At 48.0% G+C, this 22,277-nt stretch carries 7 protein-coding genes; 1 reads left to right on the top strand and 6 read right to left on the bottom strand.

Translation table 11 applies throughout. The annotated features are described in order from the left end of the window. Positions 1–104 precede the first annotated feature (104 nt). From H6570_01315 to H6570_01300, 4 genes are all read right to left on the bottom strand, one after another. On the bottom strand, positions 105–5,228 hold the full coding sequence (locus H6570_01315) for a T9SS type A sorting domain-containing protein (protein ID MCB9317894.1): 5,124 nt from the start codon (positions 5,226–5,228) through the stop codon (positions 105–107). Positions 5,229–5,646: 418 nt separating this feature from the next. Next, positions 5,647–10,761, bottom strand: coding sequence for a T9SS type A sorting domain-containing protein (locus H6570_01310; GenBank protein ID MCB9317893.1), 5,115 nt, complete (start codon positions 10,759–10,761; stop codon positions 5,647–5,649). A 421-nt stretch (positions 10,762–11,182) separates the two neighbouring features. Continuing rightward, complete coding sequence (locus tag H6570_01305) at positions 11,183–16,306, bottom strand: T9SS type A sorting domain-containing protein (GenBank protein ID MCB9317892.1); 5,124 nt, start codon at positions 16,304–16,306, stop codon at positions 11,183–11,185. Between the two features lie 566 nt (positions 16,307–16,872). Beyond that, positions 16,873–17,619, bottom strand: coding sequence for a hypothetical protein (locus H6570_01300; GenBank protein ID MCB9317891.1), 747 nt, complete (start codon positions 17,617–17,619; stop codon positions 16,873–16,875). 309 nt (positions 17,620–17,928) lie between these two features. Here H6570_01300 and H6570_01295 point away from each other — a divergent pair, with 309 nt between their 5' ends. Next, positions 17,929–19,533, top strand: coding sequence for an FAD-dependent oxidoreductase (locus H6570_01295; GenBank protein MCB9317890.1), 1,605 nt, complete (start codon positions 17,929–17,931; stop codon positions 19,531–19,533). A 234-nt stretch (positions 19,534–19,767) separates the two neighbouring features. On the opposite strand, the gene H6570_01290 is transcribed toward H6570_01295, so the two are convergent. Both H6570_01290 and H6570_01285 read right to left on the bottom strand, forming a co-directional pair. After that, a complete protein-coding gene (locus H6570_01290) occupies positions 19,768–20,832 on the bottom strand; it encodes a hypothetical protein (protein MCB9317889.1) in 1,065 nt (354 codons plus the stop codon). A gap of 229 nt (positions 20,833–21,061) precedes the next feature. After that, positions 21,062–22,273, bottom strand: coding sequence for a DUF4185 domain-containing protein (locus H6570_01285; GenBank protein ID MCB9317888.1), 1,212 nt, complete (start codon positions 22,271–22,273; stop codon positions 21,062–21,064). Positions 22,274–22,277 lie beyond the last annotated feature (4 nt).

Below are 22,277 nucleotides of genomic sequence, written 5' to 3'. Positions count from 1 at the left end.
ACCTCTTTCTGTACATTTAATCCTTACCCCTAGCTAATAACCAAAACCATTTTATGGAAGGGCTGCCCCGTGGGGTCACGGGACAGCTCTTTTCTTTTTCGGTTTTAGTCGATCAAGACCATTTTCTTCGTCGCTACGTAGTCGCCACTTTCGATCTGATAGTACAGAACTCCGGTTGCGTTCAGGTCTTTCTTCGCAAGCTTGATCTCGTTGTAGCCCTTAGCGTATTCGCCGCGTACTACTTTCAAGACTTTACCCGTTACATCCATCACTTTCAACGTCGCATTGCCTTTGCTTGGCAATACAAAGCCGATCAACGTCTCCGTTGTGAATGGGTTCGGGTTGTTCTGATACAAGGCGTAGTCTCCTGTGGACACTACCTGACCATTGTTTACAAACTCCAGGCCTACATTGGCTGATTCGCCATTTACATAAGCTTCTGCGTGTGTAACTGCACTGGTCACCTGCATCATCTTGCTCAACCGGCCGCTTTCTTTTGCTACTGCCGTGATCGTGAACAATGACTCACCGTCCAGGATGCTCAGTCCTTTCGTGTCGTTCCAGCTCGTGGTAACCACACCCTTACGGTTCAGGCCAAAGTTGTTCGCATCTACGTTCAGTTTCGCTCCGGCTACTCCTGTTACTTCCAGGCCTTCTACGTTCAGGGTAAACTGGTACCCGGCTACGTTCGTGAAGTTCTTCGCGTTAAACGCTACCGTAACTTCCTGACCTGCTACTACGTTTGCGTCTTCGATCTGGAAGACCAACTCTGTATTCGTACGGATCTCTGCACCCTGCAACTGCTGGCTGTTTGCCTTTGAGCTGCCGTTTACGTCTCCAACTTTTACCCCTACGAAGTTCGCAGTGACCTCATTGGCTGACATATTTGCTACCGATACCTCCTCTGGGAAGCCCCATGGTTTCATCGCATCGGCAAATGCATACGTCTTCGGTACAAATCTCCAACTTGTGTTGTTTGGCAATTCATCGTAGATACCCAATACCAGCTTACGCAATTCTACCAGGTCTACTGCTGTGATCTTATCGTCTGCATTAACGTCTGCTGCTATCACCTTGTACGGTGAATCCATCTGCTCAATACCCAGTATGTGCTTCTGGATAGCCAAAATGTCTAACGTCGATACTCCGTTCGTGTAGTCGTCGTTACGTTCTGGCTTAACTACATAGTTCTGTGACATCAATACATTGCCAAATGCATATTTTCCGTCTACTCCTGTCTTAAACGCTGGCAGGTTGCCATTCGCTGAGCTCAGGTCTACGTTTACATATTCTACCGTCGTGCTTGCTTCTGTCGTGATCTGTCCATTGATCGACGCGGTGCTGGCACCCGGACATGCATCCGTGCCTGGCTGGATCAACAGGTAAGTCTCACAGAAGTCGTAGTTGCCTTCCTCATCCCATACGTAGATGGTCACCGGCTGGTTGCCCAGATCGTCGCACGTAAACGTCATCTTCGATGAACGTGCTGATGCGCTGAAGTCAGGATCATCTGCTGGTGCTACTTCTGAGAAGGTGAACAACAATTTATCCGATGCGGTACAGTTGTCATAACTTCCTGCATCCAGATCGATTGCCCATACATCCACTGATCCGCTCGATGGCATGATCACCGTAGCGATACCATTGTAGCAGTATGGTGTAGGCTTCTTGCAGTCACGGATCGTGAAGTAAGTCTCACACGTATCTTCATTTCCGCAGTTGTCTTTGGCGATGAACAATACATCGTGCGTACCTACTGAATAGCTGCCTTCCAGGATCGTGCCCGTGCCATAGTCTTCAGCTACGCCACCTTTCGATACGATCCAACGGTATTCAATCTGATCTGCTGGTGTACATTCATCCGTAGCAGAACCCAAATCATACGTTACTTCGGCTGCTGTGCAGTTCGAGTCGTAGATACAGGTCTCATCCAGATCATTGCAAGCTACTACCGGTGCATTCAGGTCGATAACCTTGATCACCTGCAGGTATTCCATGTAACCATCTCCGTCATCTTTCAGATTACGGTGGATGCAGCAACGGTTGTCACCAGCTACCAGACGGTCATCTACTATTACATCCGGGTAACGGCTGTGAATATCCGGTGAGTATACACACCAGTCGATGATCTTCCAGGTACGCAGGATCTTGTAGCAAGCCTCGTCTACGATGTCAAAACGCTCGTCTTTGTACGTAACACCGATCAGCTCACAGTCGTCGTCGCTGATGATCGGATATCCTGCTCCTTCTGCCGTAGCATCCAGGTTCGAGGCATCCGTACATTCTGCCAGTACGTCTGCTGGGAAGATAACTTCAAAGTCTGAACGTGGCTTCACGTACAACGTCTGATGATCGTAGGATGTGTTTCCGCATTTATCCGTTGCCGTCATCGTACGGGTGTAGGTGCCTACGCCGCACTCGTTCAACGAACCTTCGATCTTATCATCTACGTCTGGGTACCAGCAGTTGTCGCTAATCTCCCAGTCGTCCGTCGTCTCGTCAAAGTAACGCTGTGGATCCGGATGGCCGCCATCTGGATTGTCGTATACATCCAACCACAACCATACACGGCAGTAGATCGGTGACCAGTCATGATCGTACCACTCGTACAATTCCTGGCAGTGGCTGTAGCTGTAGCCACCATCACCGCAGGCATAACCTCCGTAGTAGCCGTAGTCACCACCATCCCATGGAATCTTCGTGCACAGGTGTGTATGGCCTAATTCAATTACATCTGCTTTTGTGTCATCCATGAAGCAGCCGCTCGTAACCAGGTCGTCGTTGCCATAACATACGTCATGGGCGAACATCGCTCCGTGGAAATTGTATTTATCCGGTCCGTACGTGATCGTACCCCAGTAAGGTACTCCGTCACAGTAGACCGTAATGTCGTCCGGTGCTACTACTACCGGCGGTACTTTGTCGTCTTTCAACAACTGAATCATACAGTCGTTGTAACGAGGCTGAATGTAATATTGTCTGTTCGTCAAAAGCACCTGAGTGATCTGGGCATCCGTCTTATACGGGTTGTATACACGGCTTGTCCAGTCGCTAACTGCTGCAGTGGTATTCGGATACCAGGCACACAGTGACCAGGATGTCTCCTGATGAGCTCCATATTTTTGTCCATAGAAGTGTTCGAAGACTGATTGGCCTCCGGCTGAGTTTGCAGCAACATTAGCATCAACATCACAATTGTGGTATCCGCTGCCACTCAAACCACCGGATGGTACCCATGATGTATTGAAATACCAGTTAACCGGGAAGTCCCAACCAATTGGTGCATAAGTATTAAACAGCTCAGTACTGCTGTAGCAAGTCAAAGCAGCACGAGGATCACCGTAGTGTTTGTACTCGTCTAACTTCCACATGTACCAAGAAGCAAACCATGCTGAGTTGTTGAACCAGAACCATTCGTGCTCGCCACCATAGAACAGGTGATCGTCATACAATGGCAGGTCGCATGCTTCGTATACACGTACTACCAGTTGTTCTTCACCACACTCGGTTACATCGATGTAGTCGTCAAATACGAATACGTTGATCCATTCCTCTATGAAAGCATTGATGTAATCTTCATAGTGGTGGTAATCGTATGGATCCAGGCATCCTGCGAAGTAGTCTTCCCAGTAGCTTCTCCAGTAGGTGATGGTATCCATGTTAGCTACTGCAAAGTGCAGATACTGGCAGCAGTTGTCATGTGATCCGTCATCCAGGTCTTTGGCATAGATCCGTGACCAGCACTCTTTTGGATCCAGGGTCGTCTGCGTGATCTCGTCACACACCGGTGTCGGTGGTGTATCGTCGATAACGCCTACTCTTTGCCATATCTTGTATTCGTTCCAGCAGCGGTCGCGGATTGTCCATAGTACGTAGTGCCAGCCAGCCGGCAGGTACAGGTGGCCTCCGTCTACATCGTAGTCACCGCTGATGATGATGTCTTTACCCGCATGATTCGGGTCCGTGTACACCACTTCATACAATAATTGCAACTGATCGTCACATTCTTTAGCATACGCACCATCGTAGAATTTGCCTGCTCTGCGCTCTACATACGGACGAATGTCGGCCAACGCAATCCCTGCTTTGCAGTCGTGCGGTCCGGCATATACCGTAATGTCTTTGCCATACAGGTACTCCGGTGCTACCAATGCACGGTCACGATCTCCAATTGCATCACGCATTTCCTCCATGATATAAGGTGGCGTTGTATCGACCACTTTGAACCACTGGATGCATTCCGTGTCACGGCGTGCACACCAGTCGTAGATCGTCCATACACGACGGATCTTGTATGATTTTCCGCAGGTTGGTATTACGTGGTCTTTGTAATCATATACAATGTGGCATTTCCCATTGTTGTTGAATACAGGGCCCGTAGCGCTACGGCCAGGAATCATATACGCATCATCCTGTCCAGGGTCTACCGACTTCAAATAGGGTGCTGGCCAGATACCGTCACCATCCGTCGGCCATGGGTGTGCATATCCATCTGCATCCAGATAGGTGTACCCATTAACGCCCGTTTGCCATAAAATGTCTTTATACGCACTCCCTACGATCATCTGATGATTGCAGGCCAATGCCGTATCCGGTCCGCAGACCAGACTATCCAGGGTTTCCTTCGCAATCCACAACGTGTCGCGGCACTCCATCGAGTTACCCCACAAGTCGATCGCACGTACCCGTCTGGTCATATAACCAATCAGGGCCGTGTCCTGGTCGCAGTCGTAGCTTACCCACTTCCGCTCCAAAAATTCAATCTTTGGCTCCGGTACATAGAACAATCCACAGCTATCCTGTGCTTCCGCCATCAGCGTTACCGCATCTGCGCGCAAACAGGATACCGTGTCGTTCATGCACACGATCTGAGGAGGAAACTTGTCCTCGATCCGTACGTAGCCCCAGGCGTAATTGCCCGTCGTACTGTCAATAACACGCCACAACAGGGTATACCCGATCAGCGACGCGTCTACTTTGTCCGGTGCCAAATATCCGTAATGTGATGGGTACGGATATTCCAACACCAACCCTAAAGACGTACATGTCTGCGGGTCAATGTTGTTTAAGACATCCGCTGGCGTAATCGTACGCAGACAAGCAGCGTTCATCGAGATCGTAACGTTGTCGTTCGCACTCAACAAACACTCCTGTGCATTCGCTCTTACTCCCACGAATGACATAAACGCAAGCACCAAACTCAAAAACGTAAAATTCGTCTTCCTCATGAGATTATGGTTTTGGTTTTGTAAATGATTAAAATGTAAGTGTACGTTTTGGCTAATCACATGTTATGATTAATCATCAAATAATATATACCAATCCTACGTCCGGACTGGTCCTTTAGTCTAACTTGTTAAAATCGGGTCTTGAGAGAATCGTCTTTTCCTATATGAAAATAAGTTCAATTATGGGATTCTAATAATGTAGGGCTCCGATTTTTATTTTTCACATTGATTTTATTCTCATATGGCAGCGATGATCATGTCTAGGGCCTGAAATTGGCCCTGGTATAAAAACAAAAAGAGGCACTTATACAAGTACCTCTTTCTGTACATTTAATCCTTACCCCTAGCTAATAACCAAAACCATTTTATGGAAGGGCTGCCCCGTGGGGTCACGGGACAGCTCTTTTCTTTTTCGGTTTTAGTCGATCAAGACCATTTTCTTCGTCGCTACGTAGTCGCCACTTTCGATCTGATAGTACAGAACTCCAGTTGCGTTCAGGTCTTTCTTCGCAAGCTTGATCTCGTTGTAGCCCTTGGCGTATTCGCCGCGTACTACTTTCAAGACTTTACCCGTTACATCCATCACTTTCAACGTCGCATTGCCTTTGCTTGGCAATACAAAGCCGATCAACGTCTCCGTTGTGAATGGGTTCGGGTTGTTCTGATACAAGGCGTAGTCTCCTGTGGACACTACCTGACCATTGTTTACAAACTCCAGGCCTACATTGGCTGATTCGCCATTTACATAAGCTTCTGCGTGTGTAACTGCACTGGTCACCTGCATCATCTTGCTCAACCGGCCGCTTTCTTTCGCTACTGCCGTGATCGTGAACAATGACTCACCGTCCAGGATGCTCAGTCCTTTCGTGTCGTTCCAGCTCGTGGTAACCACACCCTTACGGTTCAGGCCAAAGTTGTTCGCATCTACGTTCAGTTTCGCTCCGGCTACTCCTGTTACATCCAGGCCTTCTACGTTCAGGGTAAACTGGTACCCGGCTACGTTCGTGAAGTTCTTCGCGTTAAACGCTACCGTAACTTCCTGGCCTGCTACTACGTTTGCGTCTTCGATCTGGAAGACCAACTCTGTGTTCGTACGGATCTCTGCACCCTGCAACTGCTGGCTATTTGCCTTCGAGCTGCCGTTTACGTCTCCAACTTTTACCCCTACGAAGTTCGCAGTGACCTCATTGGCTGACATATTTGCTACCGATACCTCCTCTGGGAAGCCCCATGGTTTCATCGCATCGGCAAATGCATACGTCTTCGGTACAAATCTCCAACTTGTGTTGTTTGGCAATTCATCGTAGATACCCAATACCAGCTTACGCAATTCTACCAGGTCTACTGCTGTGATCTTATCGTCTGCATTAACGTCTGCTGCTATCACCTTGTACGGTGAATCCATCTGCTCAATACCCAGTATGTGCTTCTGGATAGCCAAAATGTCTAACGTCGATACTCCGTTCGTGTAGTCGTCGTTACGTTCTGGCTTAACTACATAGTTCTGTGACATCAATACATTGCCAAATGCATATTTTCCGTCTACTCCTGTCTTAAACGCTGGCAGGTTGCCATTCGCTGAGCTCAGGTCTACGTTTACATATTCTACCGTCGTGCTTGCTTCTGTCGTGATCTGTCCATTGATCGACGCGGTGCTGGCACCCGGACATGCATCCGTGCCTGGCTGGATCAACAGGTAAGTCTCACAGAAGTCGTAGTTGCCTTCCTCATCCCATACGTAGATGGTCACCGGCTGGTTGCCCAGATCGTCGCACGTAAACGTCATCTTCGATGAACGTGCTGATGCGCTGAAGTCAGGATCATCTGCTGGTGCTACTTCTGAGAAGGTGAACAACAATTTATCCGATGCGGTACAGTTGTCATAACTTCCTGCATCCAGATCGATTGCCCATACATCCACTGATCCGCTCGATGGCATGATCACCGTAGCGATACCATTGTAGCAGTATGGTGTAGGCTTCTTGCAGTCACGGATCGTGAAGTAAGTCTCACACGTATCTTCATTTCCGCAGTTGTCTTTGGCGATGAACAATACATCGTGCGTACCTACTGAATAGCTGCCTTCCAGGATCGTGCCCGTGCCATAGTCTTCAGCTACGCCACCTTTCGATACGATCCAACGGTATTCAATCTGATCTGCTGGTGTACATTCATCCGTAGCAGAACCCAAATCATACGTTACTTCGGCTGCTGTGCAGTTCGAGTCGTAGATACAGGTCTCATCCAGATCATTGCAAGCTACTACCGGTGCATTCAGGTCGATAACCTTGATCACCTGCAGGTATTCCATGTAACCATCTCCGTCATCTTTCAGATTACGGTGGATGCAGCAACGGTTGTCACCAGCTACCAGACGGTCATCTACTATTACATCCGGGTAACGGCTGTGAATATCCGGTGAGTATACACACCAGTCGATGATCTTCCAGGTACGCAGGATCTTGTAGCAAGCCTCGTCTACGATGTCAAAACGCTCGTCTTTGTACGTAACACCGATCAGCTCACAGTCGTCGTCGCTGATGATCGGATATCCTGCTCCTTCTGCCGTAGCATCCAGGTTCGAGGCATCCGTACATTCTGCCAGTACGTCTGCTGGGAAGATAACTTCAAAGTCTGAACGTGGCTTCACGTACAACGTCTGATGATCGTAGGATGTGTTTCCGCATTTATCCGTTGCCGTCATCGTACGGGTGTAGGTGCCTACGCCGCACTCGTTCAACGAACCTTCGATCTTATCATCTACGTCTGGGTACCAGCAGTTGTCACTAATCTCCCAGTCTTCCGTCGTCTCGTCAAAGTAACGCTGTGGATCCGGATGGCCGCCATCTGGATTGTCGTATACATCCAACCACAACCATACACGGCAGTAGATCGGTGACCAGTCATGATCGTACCATTCGTACAATTCTTTGCAATGGTTGTAGCTGTAGCCACCATCACCGCAGGCATAACCTCCGTAATAACCGTAGTCACCACCATCCCATGGAATCTTCGTGCACAGGTGTGTATGGCCTAATTCAATTACATCTGCTTTTGTGTCATCCATGAAGCAACCGCCCGTAACCAGGTCGTCGTTGCCATAACATACGTCATGCGCAAACATCGCTCCGTGGAAATTGTATTTATCCGGTCCGTACGTGATCGTACCCCAGTAAGGTACTCCGTCACAGTATACCGTAATGTCATCCGGTGCTACTACAACCGGCGGTACTTTGTCGTCTTTCAACAACTGTATCATACAGTCGTTGTAACGTGGCTGAATGTAATATTGTCTGTTCGTCAAAAGCACCTGGGTGATCTGGGCATCCGTCTTATACGGGTTGTATACACGGCTTGTCCAGTCGCTAACTGCTGCAGTGGTATTCGGATACCAGGCACACAGTGACCAGGGTGATTCAACATGTGTTCCAGGCTTGACGCCATAGAAATGCTCAAACAACGATTGTCCACCGGTGGTGTTTGCTGCAAGGTTTGTTTCAACAATATCGCAATTGTGGTATCCGCTGCCACTCAGGCCTCCGGATGGTACCCAGTTGAATTCCCAGTAGAAGTTAACCGGGAAGTCCCAACCAATCGGCACACCTTCGGTAATACTGTAACATGTCAATGGAGCACGAGGATCACCGTAGTGCTTGTACTCGTCTAACTTCCACATGTACCAGGCGGCAAACAACGGATCGTTGTTGAACCAGAACCATTCGTGCTCACCACCGTAGAACAGGTGATCGTCATACAATGGCAAGTCGCATGCTTCGTACACACGCAATACCAGTTGTTCTTCGCCACACTCGGTTACATCGATGTAGTCGTCAAAGATGAATGCGTTGATCCAGTCTTCGATGAAAGCACTGATGTAGTCTGCATAGTGGTGGTAATCGTATGGATCCAGGCATCCTGCGAAGTAGTCTTCCCAGTAGCTTCTCCAGTAGGTGATGGTATCCATGTTTGCTACTGCAAAGTGCAGATACTGGCAGCAGTTGTCATGTGATCCGTCATCCAGGTCTTTGGCATAGATCCGTGACCAGCACTCTTTTGGATCCAGGGTCGTCTGCGTGATCTCGTCACACACCGGTGTCGGTGGAGTATCGTCGATAACGCCTACTCTTTGCCATATCTTGTATTCGTTCCAGCAGCGGTCGCGGATTGTCCACAGAACGTAGTGCCAGCCAGCCGGCAGGTACAGGTGGCCACCGTCTACATCGTAGTCGCCGCTGATGATGATGTCTTTACCCGCATGATTCGGGTCCGTGTACACCACTTCATACAATAATTGCAACTGATCGTCACATTCTTTAGCATACGCACCATCGTAGAATTTGCCTGCTCTGCGCTCTACATACGGACGAATGTCGGCCAACGCAATCCCTGCTTTGCAGTCGTGCGGTCCGGCATATACCGTAATGTCTTTGCCATACAGGTACTCCGGTGCTACCAATGCACGGTCACGATCTCCAATTGCATCACGCATTTCCTCCATGATATAAGGTGGCGTTGTATCGACCACTTTGAACCACTGGATGCATTCCGTGTCACGGCGTGCACACCAGTCGTAGATCGTCCATACACGACGGATCTTGTATGATTTTCCGCAGGTTGGTATTACGTGGTCTTTGTAATCAAATACAATGTGGCATTTCCCATTGTTGTTGAATACAGGGCCCGTAGCGCTACGGCCAGGAATCATATACGCATCATCCTGTCCAGGGTCTACCGACTTCAAATAGGGTGCTGGCCAGATACCGTCACCATCCGTCGGCCATGGGTGTGCATATCCATCTGCATCCAGATAGGTGTACCCATTAACGCCCGTTTGCCACAAAATGTCTTTATACGCACTCCCTACGATCATCTGATGATTGCAGGCCAATGCTGTATCCGGTCCGCAGACCAGACTGTCCAGGGTTTCCTTTGCAATCCACAACGTGTCGCGGCACTCCATCGAGTTACCCCACAGGTCGATCGCACGTACCCGTCTGGTCATATAACCAATCAGGGCCGTGTCCTGGTCGCAGTCGTAGCTTACCCACTTCCGCTCCAAAAATTCAATCTTTGGCTCCGGTACATAGAACAATCCACAGCTATCCTGTGCTTCTGCCATCAGCGTTACCGCATCTGCACGCAAGCAGGATACCGTGTCGTTCATGCACACGATCTGAGGAGGAAACTTGTCCTCGATCCGTACGTAGCCCCAGGCGTAATTGCCCGTCGTACTGTCAATAACACGCCACAACAGGGTATACCCGATCAGCGACGCGTCTACTTTGTCCGGTGCCAAATATCCGTAATGTGATGGGTACGGATATTCCAACACCAACCCTAACGACGTACACGCCGTGTCGTTGATGTTGTTTAGGACATCCGCTGGCGTAATCGTACGCAGACAAGCAGCATTCATCGAGATCGTAACGTTGTCGTTCGCACTCAACAAACACTCCTGTGCATTCGCTCTTACTCCTACGAATGACATAAACGCAAGCACCAAACTCAAAAACGTAAAATTCGTCTTTCTCATGAGATTATGGTTTTGGTTTTGTAAATGATTAAAATGTAAGTGTACGTTTTGGCTAATCATATGTTATGATTAATCATCAAATAATTTACACCAATCCTACGTCCGGACTGGTCCTTTAGTCTAACTTGTTAAAATCGGGTCTTGAGAGAATCGTCTTTTTCCAACTATAAAAATAGACGCAATTATGGGATTCTAATAGCGAGTGCCAAAGATTTTTATTTTTTCATATCATTTTTATCATTATATGGCAGCGATGATCAAGTCTAGGGCCTGAAATTGGCCCTGGTATAAAAACAAAAAGAGGCACTTATACAAGTACCTCTTTCTGTACATTTAATCCTTACCCCTAGCTAATAACCAAAACCATTTTATGGAAGGGCTGCCCCGTGGGGTCACGGGACAGCTCTTTTCTTTTTCGGTTTTAGTCGATCAAGACCATTTTCTTCGTCGCTACGTAGTCGCCACTTTCGATCTGATAGTACAGAACTCCAGTTGCGTTCAGGTCTTTCTTCGCAAGCTTGATCTCGTTGTAGCCCTTGGCGTATTCGCCGCGTACTACTTTCAAGACTTTACCCGTTACATCCATCACTTTCAACGTCGCATTGCCTTTGCTTGGCAATACAAAGCCGATCAACGTCTCCGTTGTGAATGGGTTCGGGTTGTTCTGATACAAGGCGTAGTCTCCTGTGGACACTACCTGACCATTGTTTACAAACTCCAGGCCTACATTGGCTGATTCGCCATTTACATAAGCTTCTGCGTGTGTAACTGCACTGGTCACCTGCATCATCTTGCTCAACCGGCCGCTTTCTTTCGCTACTGCCGTGATCGTGAACAATGACTCACCGTCCAGGATGCTCAGTCCTTTCGTGTCGTTCCAGCTCGTGGTAACCACACCCTTACGGTTCAGGCCAAAGTTGTTCGCATCTACGTTCAGTTTCGCTCCGGCTACTCCTGTTACATCCAGGCCTTCTACGTTCAGGGTAAACTGGTACCCGGCTACGTTCGTGAAGTTCTTCGCGTTAAACGCTACCGTAACTTCCTGGCCTGCTACTACGTTTGCGTCTTCGATCTGGAAGACCAACTCTGTGTTCGTACGGATCTCTGCACCCTGCAACTGCTGGCTATTTGCCTTCGAGCTGCCGTTTACGTCTCCAACTTTTACCCCTACGAAGTTCGCAGTGACCTCATTGGCTGACATATTTGCTACCGATACCTCCTCTGGGAAGCCCCATGGTTTCATCGCATCGGCAAATGCATACGTCTTCGGTACAAATCTCCAACTTGTGTTGTTTGGCAATTCATCGTAGATACCCAATACCAGCTTACGCAATTCTACCAGGTCTACTGCTGTGATCTTATCGTCTGCATTAACGTCTGCTGCTATCACCTTGTACGGTGAATCCATCTGCTCAATACCCAGTATGTGCTTCTGGATAGCCAAAATGTCTAACGTCGATACTCCGTTCGTGTAGTCGTCGTTACGTTCTGGCTTAACTACATAGTTCTGTGACATCAATACATTGCCAAATGCATATTTTCCGTCTACTCCTGTCTTAAACGCTGGCAGGTTGCCATTCGCTGAGCTCAGGTCTACGTTTACATATTCTACCGTCGTGCTTGCTTCTGTCGTGATCTGTCCATTGATCGACGCGGTGCTGGCACCCGGACATGCATCCGTGCCTGGCTGGATCAACAGGTAAGTCTCACAGAAGTCGTAGTTGCCTTCCTCATCCCATACGTAGATGGTCACCGGCTGGTTGCCCAGATCGTCGCACGTAAACGTCATCTTCGATGAACGTGCTGATGCGCTGAAGTCAGGATCATCTGCTGGTGCTACTTCTGAGAAGGTGAACAACAATTTATCCGATGCGGTACAGTTGTCATAACTTCCTGCATCCAGATCGATTGCCCATACATCCACTGATCCGCTCGATGGCATGATCACCGTAGCGATACCATTGTAGCAGTATGGTGTAGGCTTCTTGCAGTCACGGATCGTGAAGTAAGTCTCACACGTATCTTCATTTCCGCAGTTGTCTTTGGCGATGAACAATACATCGTGCGTACCTACTGAATAGCTGCCTTCCAGGATCGTGCCCGTGCCATAGTCTTCAGCTACGCCACCTTTCGATACGATCCAACGGTATTCAATCTGATCTGCTGGTGTACATTCATCCGTAGCAGAACCCAAATCATACGTTACTTCGGCTGCTGTGCAGTTCGAGTCGTAGATACAGGTCTCATCCAGATCATTGCAAGCTACTACCGGTGCATTCAGGTCGATAACCTTGATCACCTGCAGGTATTCCATGTAACCATCTCCGTCATCTTTCAGATTACGGTGGATGCAGCAACGGTTGTCACCAGCTACCAGACGGTCATCTACTATTACATCCGGGTAACGGCTGTGAATATCCGGTGAGTATACACACCAGTCGATGATCTTCCAGGTACGCAGGATCTTGTAGCAAGCCTCGTCTACGATGTCAAAACGCTCGTCTTTGTACGTAACACCGATCAGCTCACAGTCGTCGTCGCTGATGATCGGATATCCTGCTCCTTCTGCCGTAGCATCCAGGTTCGAGGCATCCGTACATTCTGCCAGTACGTCTGCTGGGAAGATAACTTCAAAGTCTGAACGTGGCTTCACGTACAACGTCTGATGATCGTAGGATGTGTTTCCGCATTTATCCGTTGCCGTCATCGTACGGGTGTAGGTGCCTACGCCGCACTCGTTCAACGAACCTTCGATCTTATCATCTACGTCTGGGTACCAGCAGTTGTCGCTAATCTCCCAGTCGTCCGTCGTCTCGTCAAAGTAACGCTGTGGATCCGGATGGCCGCCATCTGGATTGTCGTATACATCCAACCACAACCATACACGGCAGTAGATCGGTGACCAGTCATGATCGTACCATTCGTACAATTCTTTGCAATGGTTGTAGCTGTAGCCACCATCACCGCAGGCATAACCTCCGTAATAACCGTAGTCACCACCATCCCATGGAATCTTCGTGCACAGGTGTGTATGGCCTAATTCAATTACATCTGCTTTTGTGTCATCCATGAAGCAGCCGCTCGTAACCAGGTCGTCGTTGCCATAACATACGTCATGGGCAAACATCGCTCCGTGGAAATTGTATTTATCCGGTCCGTACGTGATCGTACCCCAGTAAGGTACTCCGTCACAGTATACCGTAATGTCGTCCGGTGCTACTACTACCGGCGGTACTTTGTCGTCTTTCAACAACTGAATCATACAGTCGTTGTAACGAGGCTGAATGTAATATTGTCTGTTCGTCAAAAGTACCTGGGTGATCTGGGCATCCGTCTTATACGGGTTGTATACACGGCTTGTCCAGTCGCTAACTGCTGCAGTGGTATTCGGATACCAGGCACACAGTGACCAGGGTGTCTCTTGATGAGCTCCATATTTTTGTCCATAGAAGTGTTCGAAGACTGATTGGCCTCCGGCTGAGTTTGCAGCAACATTTGCATCAACATCACAATTATGGTATCCGCTGCCACTCAAACCACCGGATGGTACCCATGATGTATTGAAATACCAGTTAACCGGGAAGTCCCAACCAATTGGTGCATAAGTATTAAACAGCTCAGTACTGCTGTAGCAAGTCAAAGCAGCACGAGGATCACCGTAGTGTTTGTACTCGTCTAACTTCCACATGTACCAAGAAGCAAACCATGCTGAGTTGTTGAACCAGAACCATTCGTGCTCGCCACCGTAGAACAGGTGATCGTCATACAATGGCAGGTCACATGCTTCGTATACACGTACTACCAGTTGTTCTTCACCACACTCGGTTACATCGATGTAGTCGTCAAATACGAATACGTTGATCCATTCCTCTATGAAAGCATTGATGTAATCTTCATAATGGTGGTAATCGTATGGATCCAGGCATCCTGCGAAGTAGTCTTCCCAGTAGCTTCTCCAGTAGGTGATGGTATCCATGTTAGCTACTGCAAAGTGCAGGTACTGGCAGCAGTTGTCATGTGATCCGTCATCCAGGTCTTTGGCATAGATCCGTGACCAGCACTCTTTTGGATCCAGGGTCGTCTGCGTGATCTCGTCACACACCGGTGTCGGTGGTGTATCGTCGATAACGCCTACTCTTTGCCATATCTTGTATTCGTTCCAGCAGCGGTCGCGGATTGTCCATAGTACATAGTGCCAGCCAGCCGGCAGGTACAGGTGGCCACCGTCTACATCGTAGTCACCGCTGATGATGATGTCTTTACCCGCATGATTTGGGTCCGTGTACACCACTTCATACAATAATTGCAACTGATCGTCACATTCTTTAGCATATTCACCATCGTAGAATTTGCCTGCTCTGCGCTCTACATACGGACGAATGTCGGCCAACGCAATCCCTGCTTTGCAGTCGTGCGGTCCGGCATATACCGTAATGTCTTTGCCATACAGGTACTCCGGTGCTACCAATGCACGGTCACGATCTCCCACATCAGCACGCATCTCTTCCATGATATAAGGCGGCGTTGTATCGACCACTTTGAACCACTGGATGCATTCCGTGTCACGGCGTGCACACCAGTCGTAGATCGTCCATACACGACGGATCTTGTATGATTTTCCGCAGGTTGGTATTACGTGGTCTTTGTAATCATATACAATGTGGCATTTCCCATTGTTGTTGAATACAGGGCCCGTAGCGCTACGGCCAGGAATCATATACGCATCATCCTGTCCAGGGTCTACCGACTTCAAATAGGGTGCTGGCCAGATACCGTCACCATCCGTCGGCCATGGGTGTGCATATCCATCTGCATCCAGATAGGTGTACCCATTAACGCCCGTTTGCCACAAAATATCTTTATACGCACTCCCTACGATCATCTGATGATTGCAGGCCAATGCTGTATCCGGTCCGCAGACCAGACTGTCCAGGGTTTCCTTTGCAATCCACAACGTGTCGCGGCACTCCATCGAGTTACCCCACAGGTCGATCGCACGTACCCGTCTGGTCATATAACCAATCAGGGCCGTGTCCTGGTCGCAGTCGTAGCTTACCCACTTCCGCTCCAAAAATTCAATCTTTGGCTCCGGTACATAGAACAATCCACAGCTATCCTGTGCTTCTGCCATCAGCGTTACCGCATCCGCACGCAAGCAGGATACCGTGTCGTTCATGCACACGATCTGAGGAGGAAACTTGTCCTCGATCCGTACGTAGCCCCAGGCGTAATTGCCCGTCGTACTGTCAATAACACGCCACAACAGGGTATACCCGATCAGCGACGCGTCTACTTTGTCCGGTGCCAAATATCCGTAATGTGATGGGTACGGATATTCCAACACCAACCCTAACGACGTACACGCCGTGTCGTTGATGTTGTTTAGGACATCCGCTGGCGTAATCGTACGCAGACAAGCAGCGTTCATCGAGATCGTAACGTTGTCGTTCGCACTCAACAAACACTCCTGTGCATTCGCTCTTACTCCTACGAATGACATAAACGCAAGCACCAAACTCAAAAACGTAAAATTCGTCTTTCTCATGAGATTATGGTTTTGGTTTTGTAAATGATTAAAATGTAAGTGTACGTTTTGGCTAATCATATGTTATGATTAATCATCAAATAATTTACACCAATCCTACGTCCGGACTGGTCCTTTAGTCTAACTTGTTAAAATCGGGTCTTGAGAGAATCGTCTTTTTCCGCCGTAAATATATAAATATTATCCTATCCTTTGATTACGACTTTTAATTTTCAAGTCGAAAAAAGGATGATATCGCTCATCTTTCCAAACTTACATTCTTAATTTCTTGATTTTTAAGCCATTAAAAGTGAATAGTGTCTTGGCTTTATCTCAGAGAAGCAATGTTAAAGTCTGTAATCCATTGAATCCATTGACGGCGAATGACGCTAAAATCGGCTGGGTAAAGAATACGAAAAGTATGCCAATAACCTTGCCACACTTCGTTAAAATCAACCATATATCGGCCAGCGTCAATTTACAGAGCAATAGAATCACTCTTTCGGGCCTCAAAATAACCTCATTCACCAGGGAAAAACCAACAATGCAACCACCTATCATGAATAGTCGTACCTCCAGGTAACACCTTAATTATCAGGCATCCCCGCAGCGACCCAGGACCTGATGCGGCTGATGGAACAGGCATCCAGGTGGCTACCCTGCGGCATAGCCACATACCCAGGCAGCCCGGCTACCGCCCCATACAATCTTCCGGAACTTGCCGCACTCTGGATCTGATTGTAATTCGTCAGCTGGATTCCAGCGCCTGGATTGATGGATCCGTGGCAGCCTATGCAATAATTGTTGATCAAAGGCATGATGAATCCTCCAAATGAAACATTCACCGTATCACAGATTCCGGAAGCAGTACATTCCAGATTTTGAGCTCCCTGTTCGATCCATTTACGGATGATACCAATTTGATCTGCCGTTAAGGCTGCCCGGGGTGGCGGCGGCATCCGTTTACTGGAACGGTCTTCGGTGATTACTTCATATAAGGTGCTATTCTGAGGCTTCCCGGCGCGCACAATGCGTACGATGCGATCGTAATCAACCAGCCGTAAACCTTCCTCATGGGTGATCTCATCGTGGCAACCACTGGTAGCGCAGCTGGAAATGATCAACGGAAGGACATCACGGTTGAAATATACCGAATCCGGATCGCAGCCGGACATCCCTGTGGTGGAGGTATCCGATGTCGTGGTATCGACACTGGAAGTATCCACACCTCCTGGGATGGGATTATCAAAAAACGGATCATGACGACAGGAAGCTAAATCCATCAGAATGATAGCAACTACAACCACCACGAGGGTACCCAGGGTTCTACACATTGTGCTTATCGATTAGGTCTGCAAGGTACGATACCTTCCAGACCGAAACCAAAACAATTGGTTCAACCATTTATTCCGGGAATCCAAACCGGCAAATTCGAATGCTGAATGAGGAAATCCACACCCTTAGAGCTACTTCCCTTACAACGGCATTCATAACCGAGATGTCAGCGAAACGTTCACTCTACGTAAATCGAACGGAATTCATTTTGCTATTACTAATAAGGCGTGCATCTGCAAACTTATGTCACCCATCCTCTTATCAACTTTCTGCCTAATGTGTACATTTACATCCGCAAATGGTTTCGCATGCAATTACCGACCGATCGCCCTTCCAGTATTGAAAAATTGACCGCTACAGAGGTAGATTTATTGGTTATTGGCGGCGGGTTGACGGGAGCAGGAATAGCGCTGGATGCGGCATCCAGGGGAATGGTCACCATTCTGATCGACCGGGCGGATGTAGGCAGCGGAGCCAGTACGCATACTTCCAATATACTACACGCCGGATTTCCGCTGCTTAAACGCGGTTTCAGACAACTCATTCGCAAACTAGGTCCTGAGCGTAAAATATTACTAGACAATGCATTACATATCATTAGCCCGCAGCATGTATTGTTACCCATCGATAAGAAGCTGACGCTTGGACGATTTCGGATGAATCGCCAGTTCAACACGTACGACAAACTGACCGGCAATGACAAACATCACCGCCATCAAGTCCTTAAGCGGGCTTCCGCCATCCGGCAGGAACCGACCCTGGAACCAAATGCGATCTCAGGAGCCGTGGTATGGGAAGAGTATGCCACCCGGGACCACCGGTTACTGCTGGAAGTTTTGAAAAAAGCACAGGAACTGGGAGCTATCGTCCTTCCTCAGATGGAAGCAAGCAAGCCGTTATACGGTGAAGGCGGGACACTCACAGGTTATGAGGTCCTGGACATGGATTCCAATACCACCCATACCATCAAGGCGGCAGCTGTCATCAATTGCCAGGGCACCTGGATGCCCGAAACGCAGTATGAATCCATGCTACATGCGATTGTACCGAAAGACAAGCTGCCCGTCAAGCAAGCTATTTATTATTATCAGGATCAGGAAGAAGTGCCCTATTATGTGCGTCCCCTTTCCAACCATTGGGTTCAACTGGGAGGAAAAGTGAACCGTAGCATATCCGGTGGACCCATCGCCCGGCCCACTGCCCAGGATGTGACGCATTTATTAAACAGTATAGCGCAATTCTTCAATGCACCATTGCTGCAGGTACCGGAAGTGGCCTACGTGTGGCACGAGTCCTACCTGATGGAGCATGCCAAATTCAACTGGAAAAATTCAGCGTATAAAGATGAAAAAGATGCTTTTTATGCCCTGAACCCAGCCATAGGCCACTACCGGCTCTGTGCCCAGCAGGCTGTGGACCTGATCGTACATCACCTACAGGAAAAGGGACAGCTGATCCGCATCAAGGAATGTTACACCGACCTGCTGAAAATATCCGGCTCCGAGTTTCTCTCCCGCGATGAATACCTGAATTTCTCCCGGGACCTGCTCCAGAACGCAGACACCATGCATCTTAAGCCGGAAGCCATCCAGCATCTGCTCAACCTATACGGCAAAAATGCCGAACTAATCCTGGGACACTACAACACCCTGCCGCCGGATGACAACGATCCGGATATCCGCCTGCTCAGCGCCGAGGTATGGTATGCCGTCCACTACGAATGGGCGCTGCACCTAGATGATTTCCTCATTCGCCGTACCCGCCGTTTTCTCACACACCCCCAGACCATCGCCAGTGAAGTAAATCGTGTGGCTGAATTCATGGGCCGGGAATTAAACTGGGACCGGCTAAGAAGGGAGGAGGAAGTAAAGCGCTATGAAGAGGCAATAAAAATGTTGCATGTTGAATGTTGAATGAGTAGGAAGAGAGGATTTTACTGGATCCCCATACTTAGGCTTCGACTCCGCTCAGCCTGACAGATCGACTCCGCATTTGGATTAATGCAGCTCAGTATTTGAGTAAGGAGTGAGACTTGACATTTATATTATTTCTTTTAATGGAGAAACAGGATTTATTTAATTGAATTATAATTCAAAAAAAGGCTAACTAGATCCTTTTAAATCTCTGCATCTAAATTAAATTTAAAATTATTCATTCACCAATTGATACTCCAATACAAACTGTTTATTCGTCAGGACACAAATCAGGCCATGACACATAAATAGACCTAAAATATATGTCTCAGGCTCAACCTCAATCCTCACTTCATCGATGCACTCATTGGTCGTTAAATCCATAACGCCAAGTACCATCTTCTTTTCAGGATTTAATCCTGAAACATAATAAAGAAGATCGCCATCAAGAAAGAGGCCCATACCGAGCAAATTTGTCTGGGAGGGACTGTGGTATTCACTCTCAACCAAGTAATAATCTCTATAATCTTTTAAGAAAATGAATTTAGAAATCTTGGCCATCCGAGCAGTTAAGCCAAAAGAATACACTTCATCAAAACACCATCCTCTAAATCTTGAATTGATGTGCGTTAGCACTTTTTGCTGGACAAAATCCCAAAAGATCAACCCGGCATCACCGCTAAAACACCCATTGTTATCATTTATAACCAAGTAATTAAAGATATTAGAATTACCTAAGGGAATCTCGTTCAACTGAAAGTTAGCACGGTCATATGTCAAATAAACGCGGCCATGACATTTGAAATAAATAAAATTCGCATCATAACCAATTTTCGTACATGATTCCAGGGCCAACTCTGAAACTAGATGATCTTCCGCATCGTATATCTTATACCACCAAGTGGTATAGTCTTCACTAGTAGTTGTGCACAGATACCCAGTATCCAGTGTAGTTATTCTACCTCCATCGCAATGACCCACTTCTATGTATTGATCATTTCTAATTTTATAGATTATTCCATCAAGTAAAAAATACCAAATTCCATTAACTTTCCATAAATCAGTTCGTAATGAAGCTTGAACAGAGTTTAATCCAATATCGTTAGTATATAGAGCACGACCTGTTATATTCGTATATTCAAAATTCGATCTACGTCTATGATATTTTAGTTTCATATTAGAATTAAGATGTCTTTTATATTTACAAATTAGCTTTGTATTAACTGATTTTAATCCTTTTATAACCGCTGTACCATCATCATATCCCGGCGATCCAGTCAAATTATTTAAGGCATTCATGTCTTTTTAGAATAATACTCTTTATTTCTCCACTGAAGTAGGATTCTTATGCAGTTCCTCGTAACCAGCGACTGCCTTCGGCCAACCAAACCAAACCGAATTAATTTGAATTAGATGCCTCATGCAGGCTAAAATTATCAACATTTAAATTGACAATTAATTTAACCTAAAATCATCGACTTGATACTTTAAAAGCAATTTTTTCTTATCCCGGACTATTCCCGATTTACTACTCCCCCACCTTCAACCAGAAAAATCTGGGCCGGTACATGTGCGGGTGACGGAGGATGTCGTTAAAATAGTCCAGGGAGATGGTGTTGTAACTGATCAGCAGTTCGCCGGTGTTGGAGAGGACCGGATGGGCTTTGGCATTGTAAGGGATGATGCCCGGTGGTTCGCTGAGTTCCGGGACCTGCCACACCCGCTGAGCAGGACCGAAGGGGCCTACCGGTGAGTCGGCCAAACGGATATCCGTATAGGCGCCGATGCCGTCTTCCTGGAAGACCAGCAGATAACGCCCGTCGGCCAGTGGCGTCAGGCTCAATTCATTGGATACGCGGTTGGTAACCGGCCGTACATCCCGGATATCCGGGGACCAGTCTTTACCCGTCCAAAAACGCCAGGCGCCGGCATCACGCAATGCAGCCGGCAGGACACGCGCCACCACCAACTGTTTATTGGGCTCCAGGATACCGTACACATAAACATAACCGTCCGGATCCGGCGCACCAGCCCAGTCCGTATTGACATAGACACCCGCTCCGAAAGTTCCTTTACCCAGTCCTTCCTGGTCAACAAATAGCGGGAGGTCGATTTGCTCCTGTCTCGCAAAAGGGGGCTGAGAACCGGCAGGCAGGGTGATCAGTGTGACGCCGCGGATGCTGAAGTCCCACGATTGCGGACTATTGTCATAGACGCGGTAGCCGAATATACTGATGGAATGATGATCTTCCGCATTCACAAATCCATCACCAAACCAGTAATATTCTCCTTGTTGGGTATGCGGAGTATGCGGTGCAAAATAACTGGTAAATGAGCCGTCCGGTCCACGGTTGACCTGCAATTTTACGGTTTCCTCCGAGGGCCTCAATCCAGTCACCCAGGCGATGGAGTTATTGACCATCTTAAAGTCCTGTACGGCCGAGTCCCCGACCACCGTACCGGTCATGGTATCGGAGAAATACATCAGCACCGAATCGCGTGACCCGGCACCAATCGACTCATTGCCGGACAAAGTCATGGTAAAAATGCCATCCGCCCCAAACCATCCCTCATTACGGTAAAAGCGACCGGTCCATTCCGGCGCCGGACGAACCGAAAAATGCATTAATGTGTCGGCAGGGTTCTCCACAGGTTGCTGGCACCAGGCAGTCATGCCAAAGCAAGAGAACACACCTGCGGCAAAAAGTCTTAAAAAGCCGGTACAATGGTGTCGATTCATAGGG

Source organism: Lewinellaceae bacterium (assembly GCA_020636135.1).
Taxonomy (GTDB): domain Bacteria; phylum Bacteroidota; class Bacteroidia; order Chitinophagales; family Saprospiraceae; genus JAGQXC01.
Note: the sequence above shows the minus strand (reverse complement) of the source record. Positions and strands in the feature narration are given on the sequence as shown.

Coding starts and splice junctions, on each gene's coding strand:
- H6570_01310 (MCB9317893.1), bottom strand. CDS start 10,761: ATGAGAAAGACGAATTTTACGTTTTTGAGTTTGGTGCTTGCGTTTATG.
- H6570_01285 (MCB9317888.1), bottom strand. CDS start 22,273: ATGAATCGACACCATTGTACCGGCTTTTTAAGACTTTTTGCCGCAGGT.
- H6570_01295 (MCB9317890.1), top strand. CDS start 17,929: ATGCAATTACCGACCGATCGCCCTTCCAGTATTGAAAAATTGACCGCT.
- H6570_01290 (MCB9317889.1), bottom strand. CDS start 20,832: ATGAATGCCTTAAATAATTTGACTGGATCGCCGGGATATGATGATGGT.
- H6570_01300 (MCB9317891.1), bottom strand. CDS start 17,619: ATGTGTAGAACCCTGGGTACCCTCGTGGTGGTTGTAGTTGCTATCATT.
- H6570_01305 (MCB9317892.1), bottom strand. CDS start 16,306: ATGAGAAAGACGAATTTTACGTTTTTGAGTTTGGTGCTTGCGTTTATG.
- H6570_01315 (MCB9317894.1), bottom strand. CDS start 5,228: ATGAGGAAGACGAATTTTACGTTTTTGAGTTTGGTGCTTGCGTTTATG.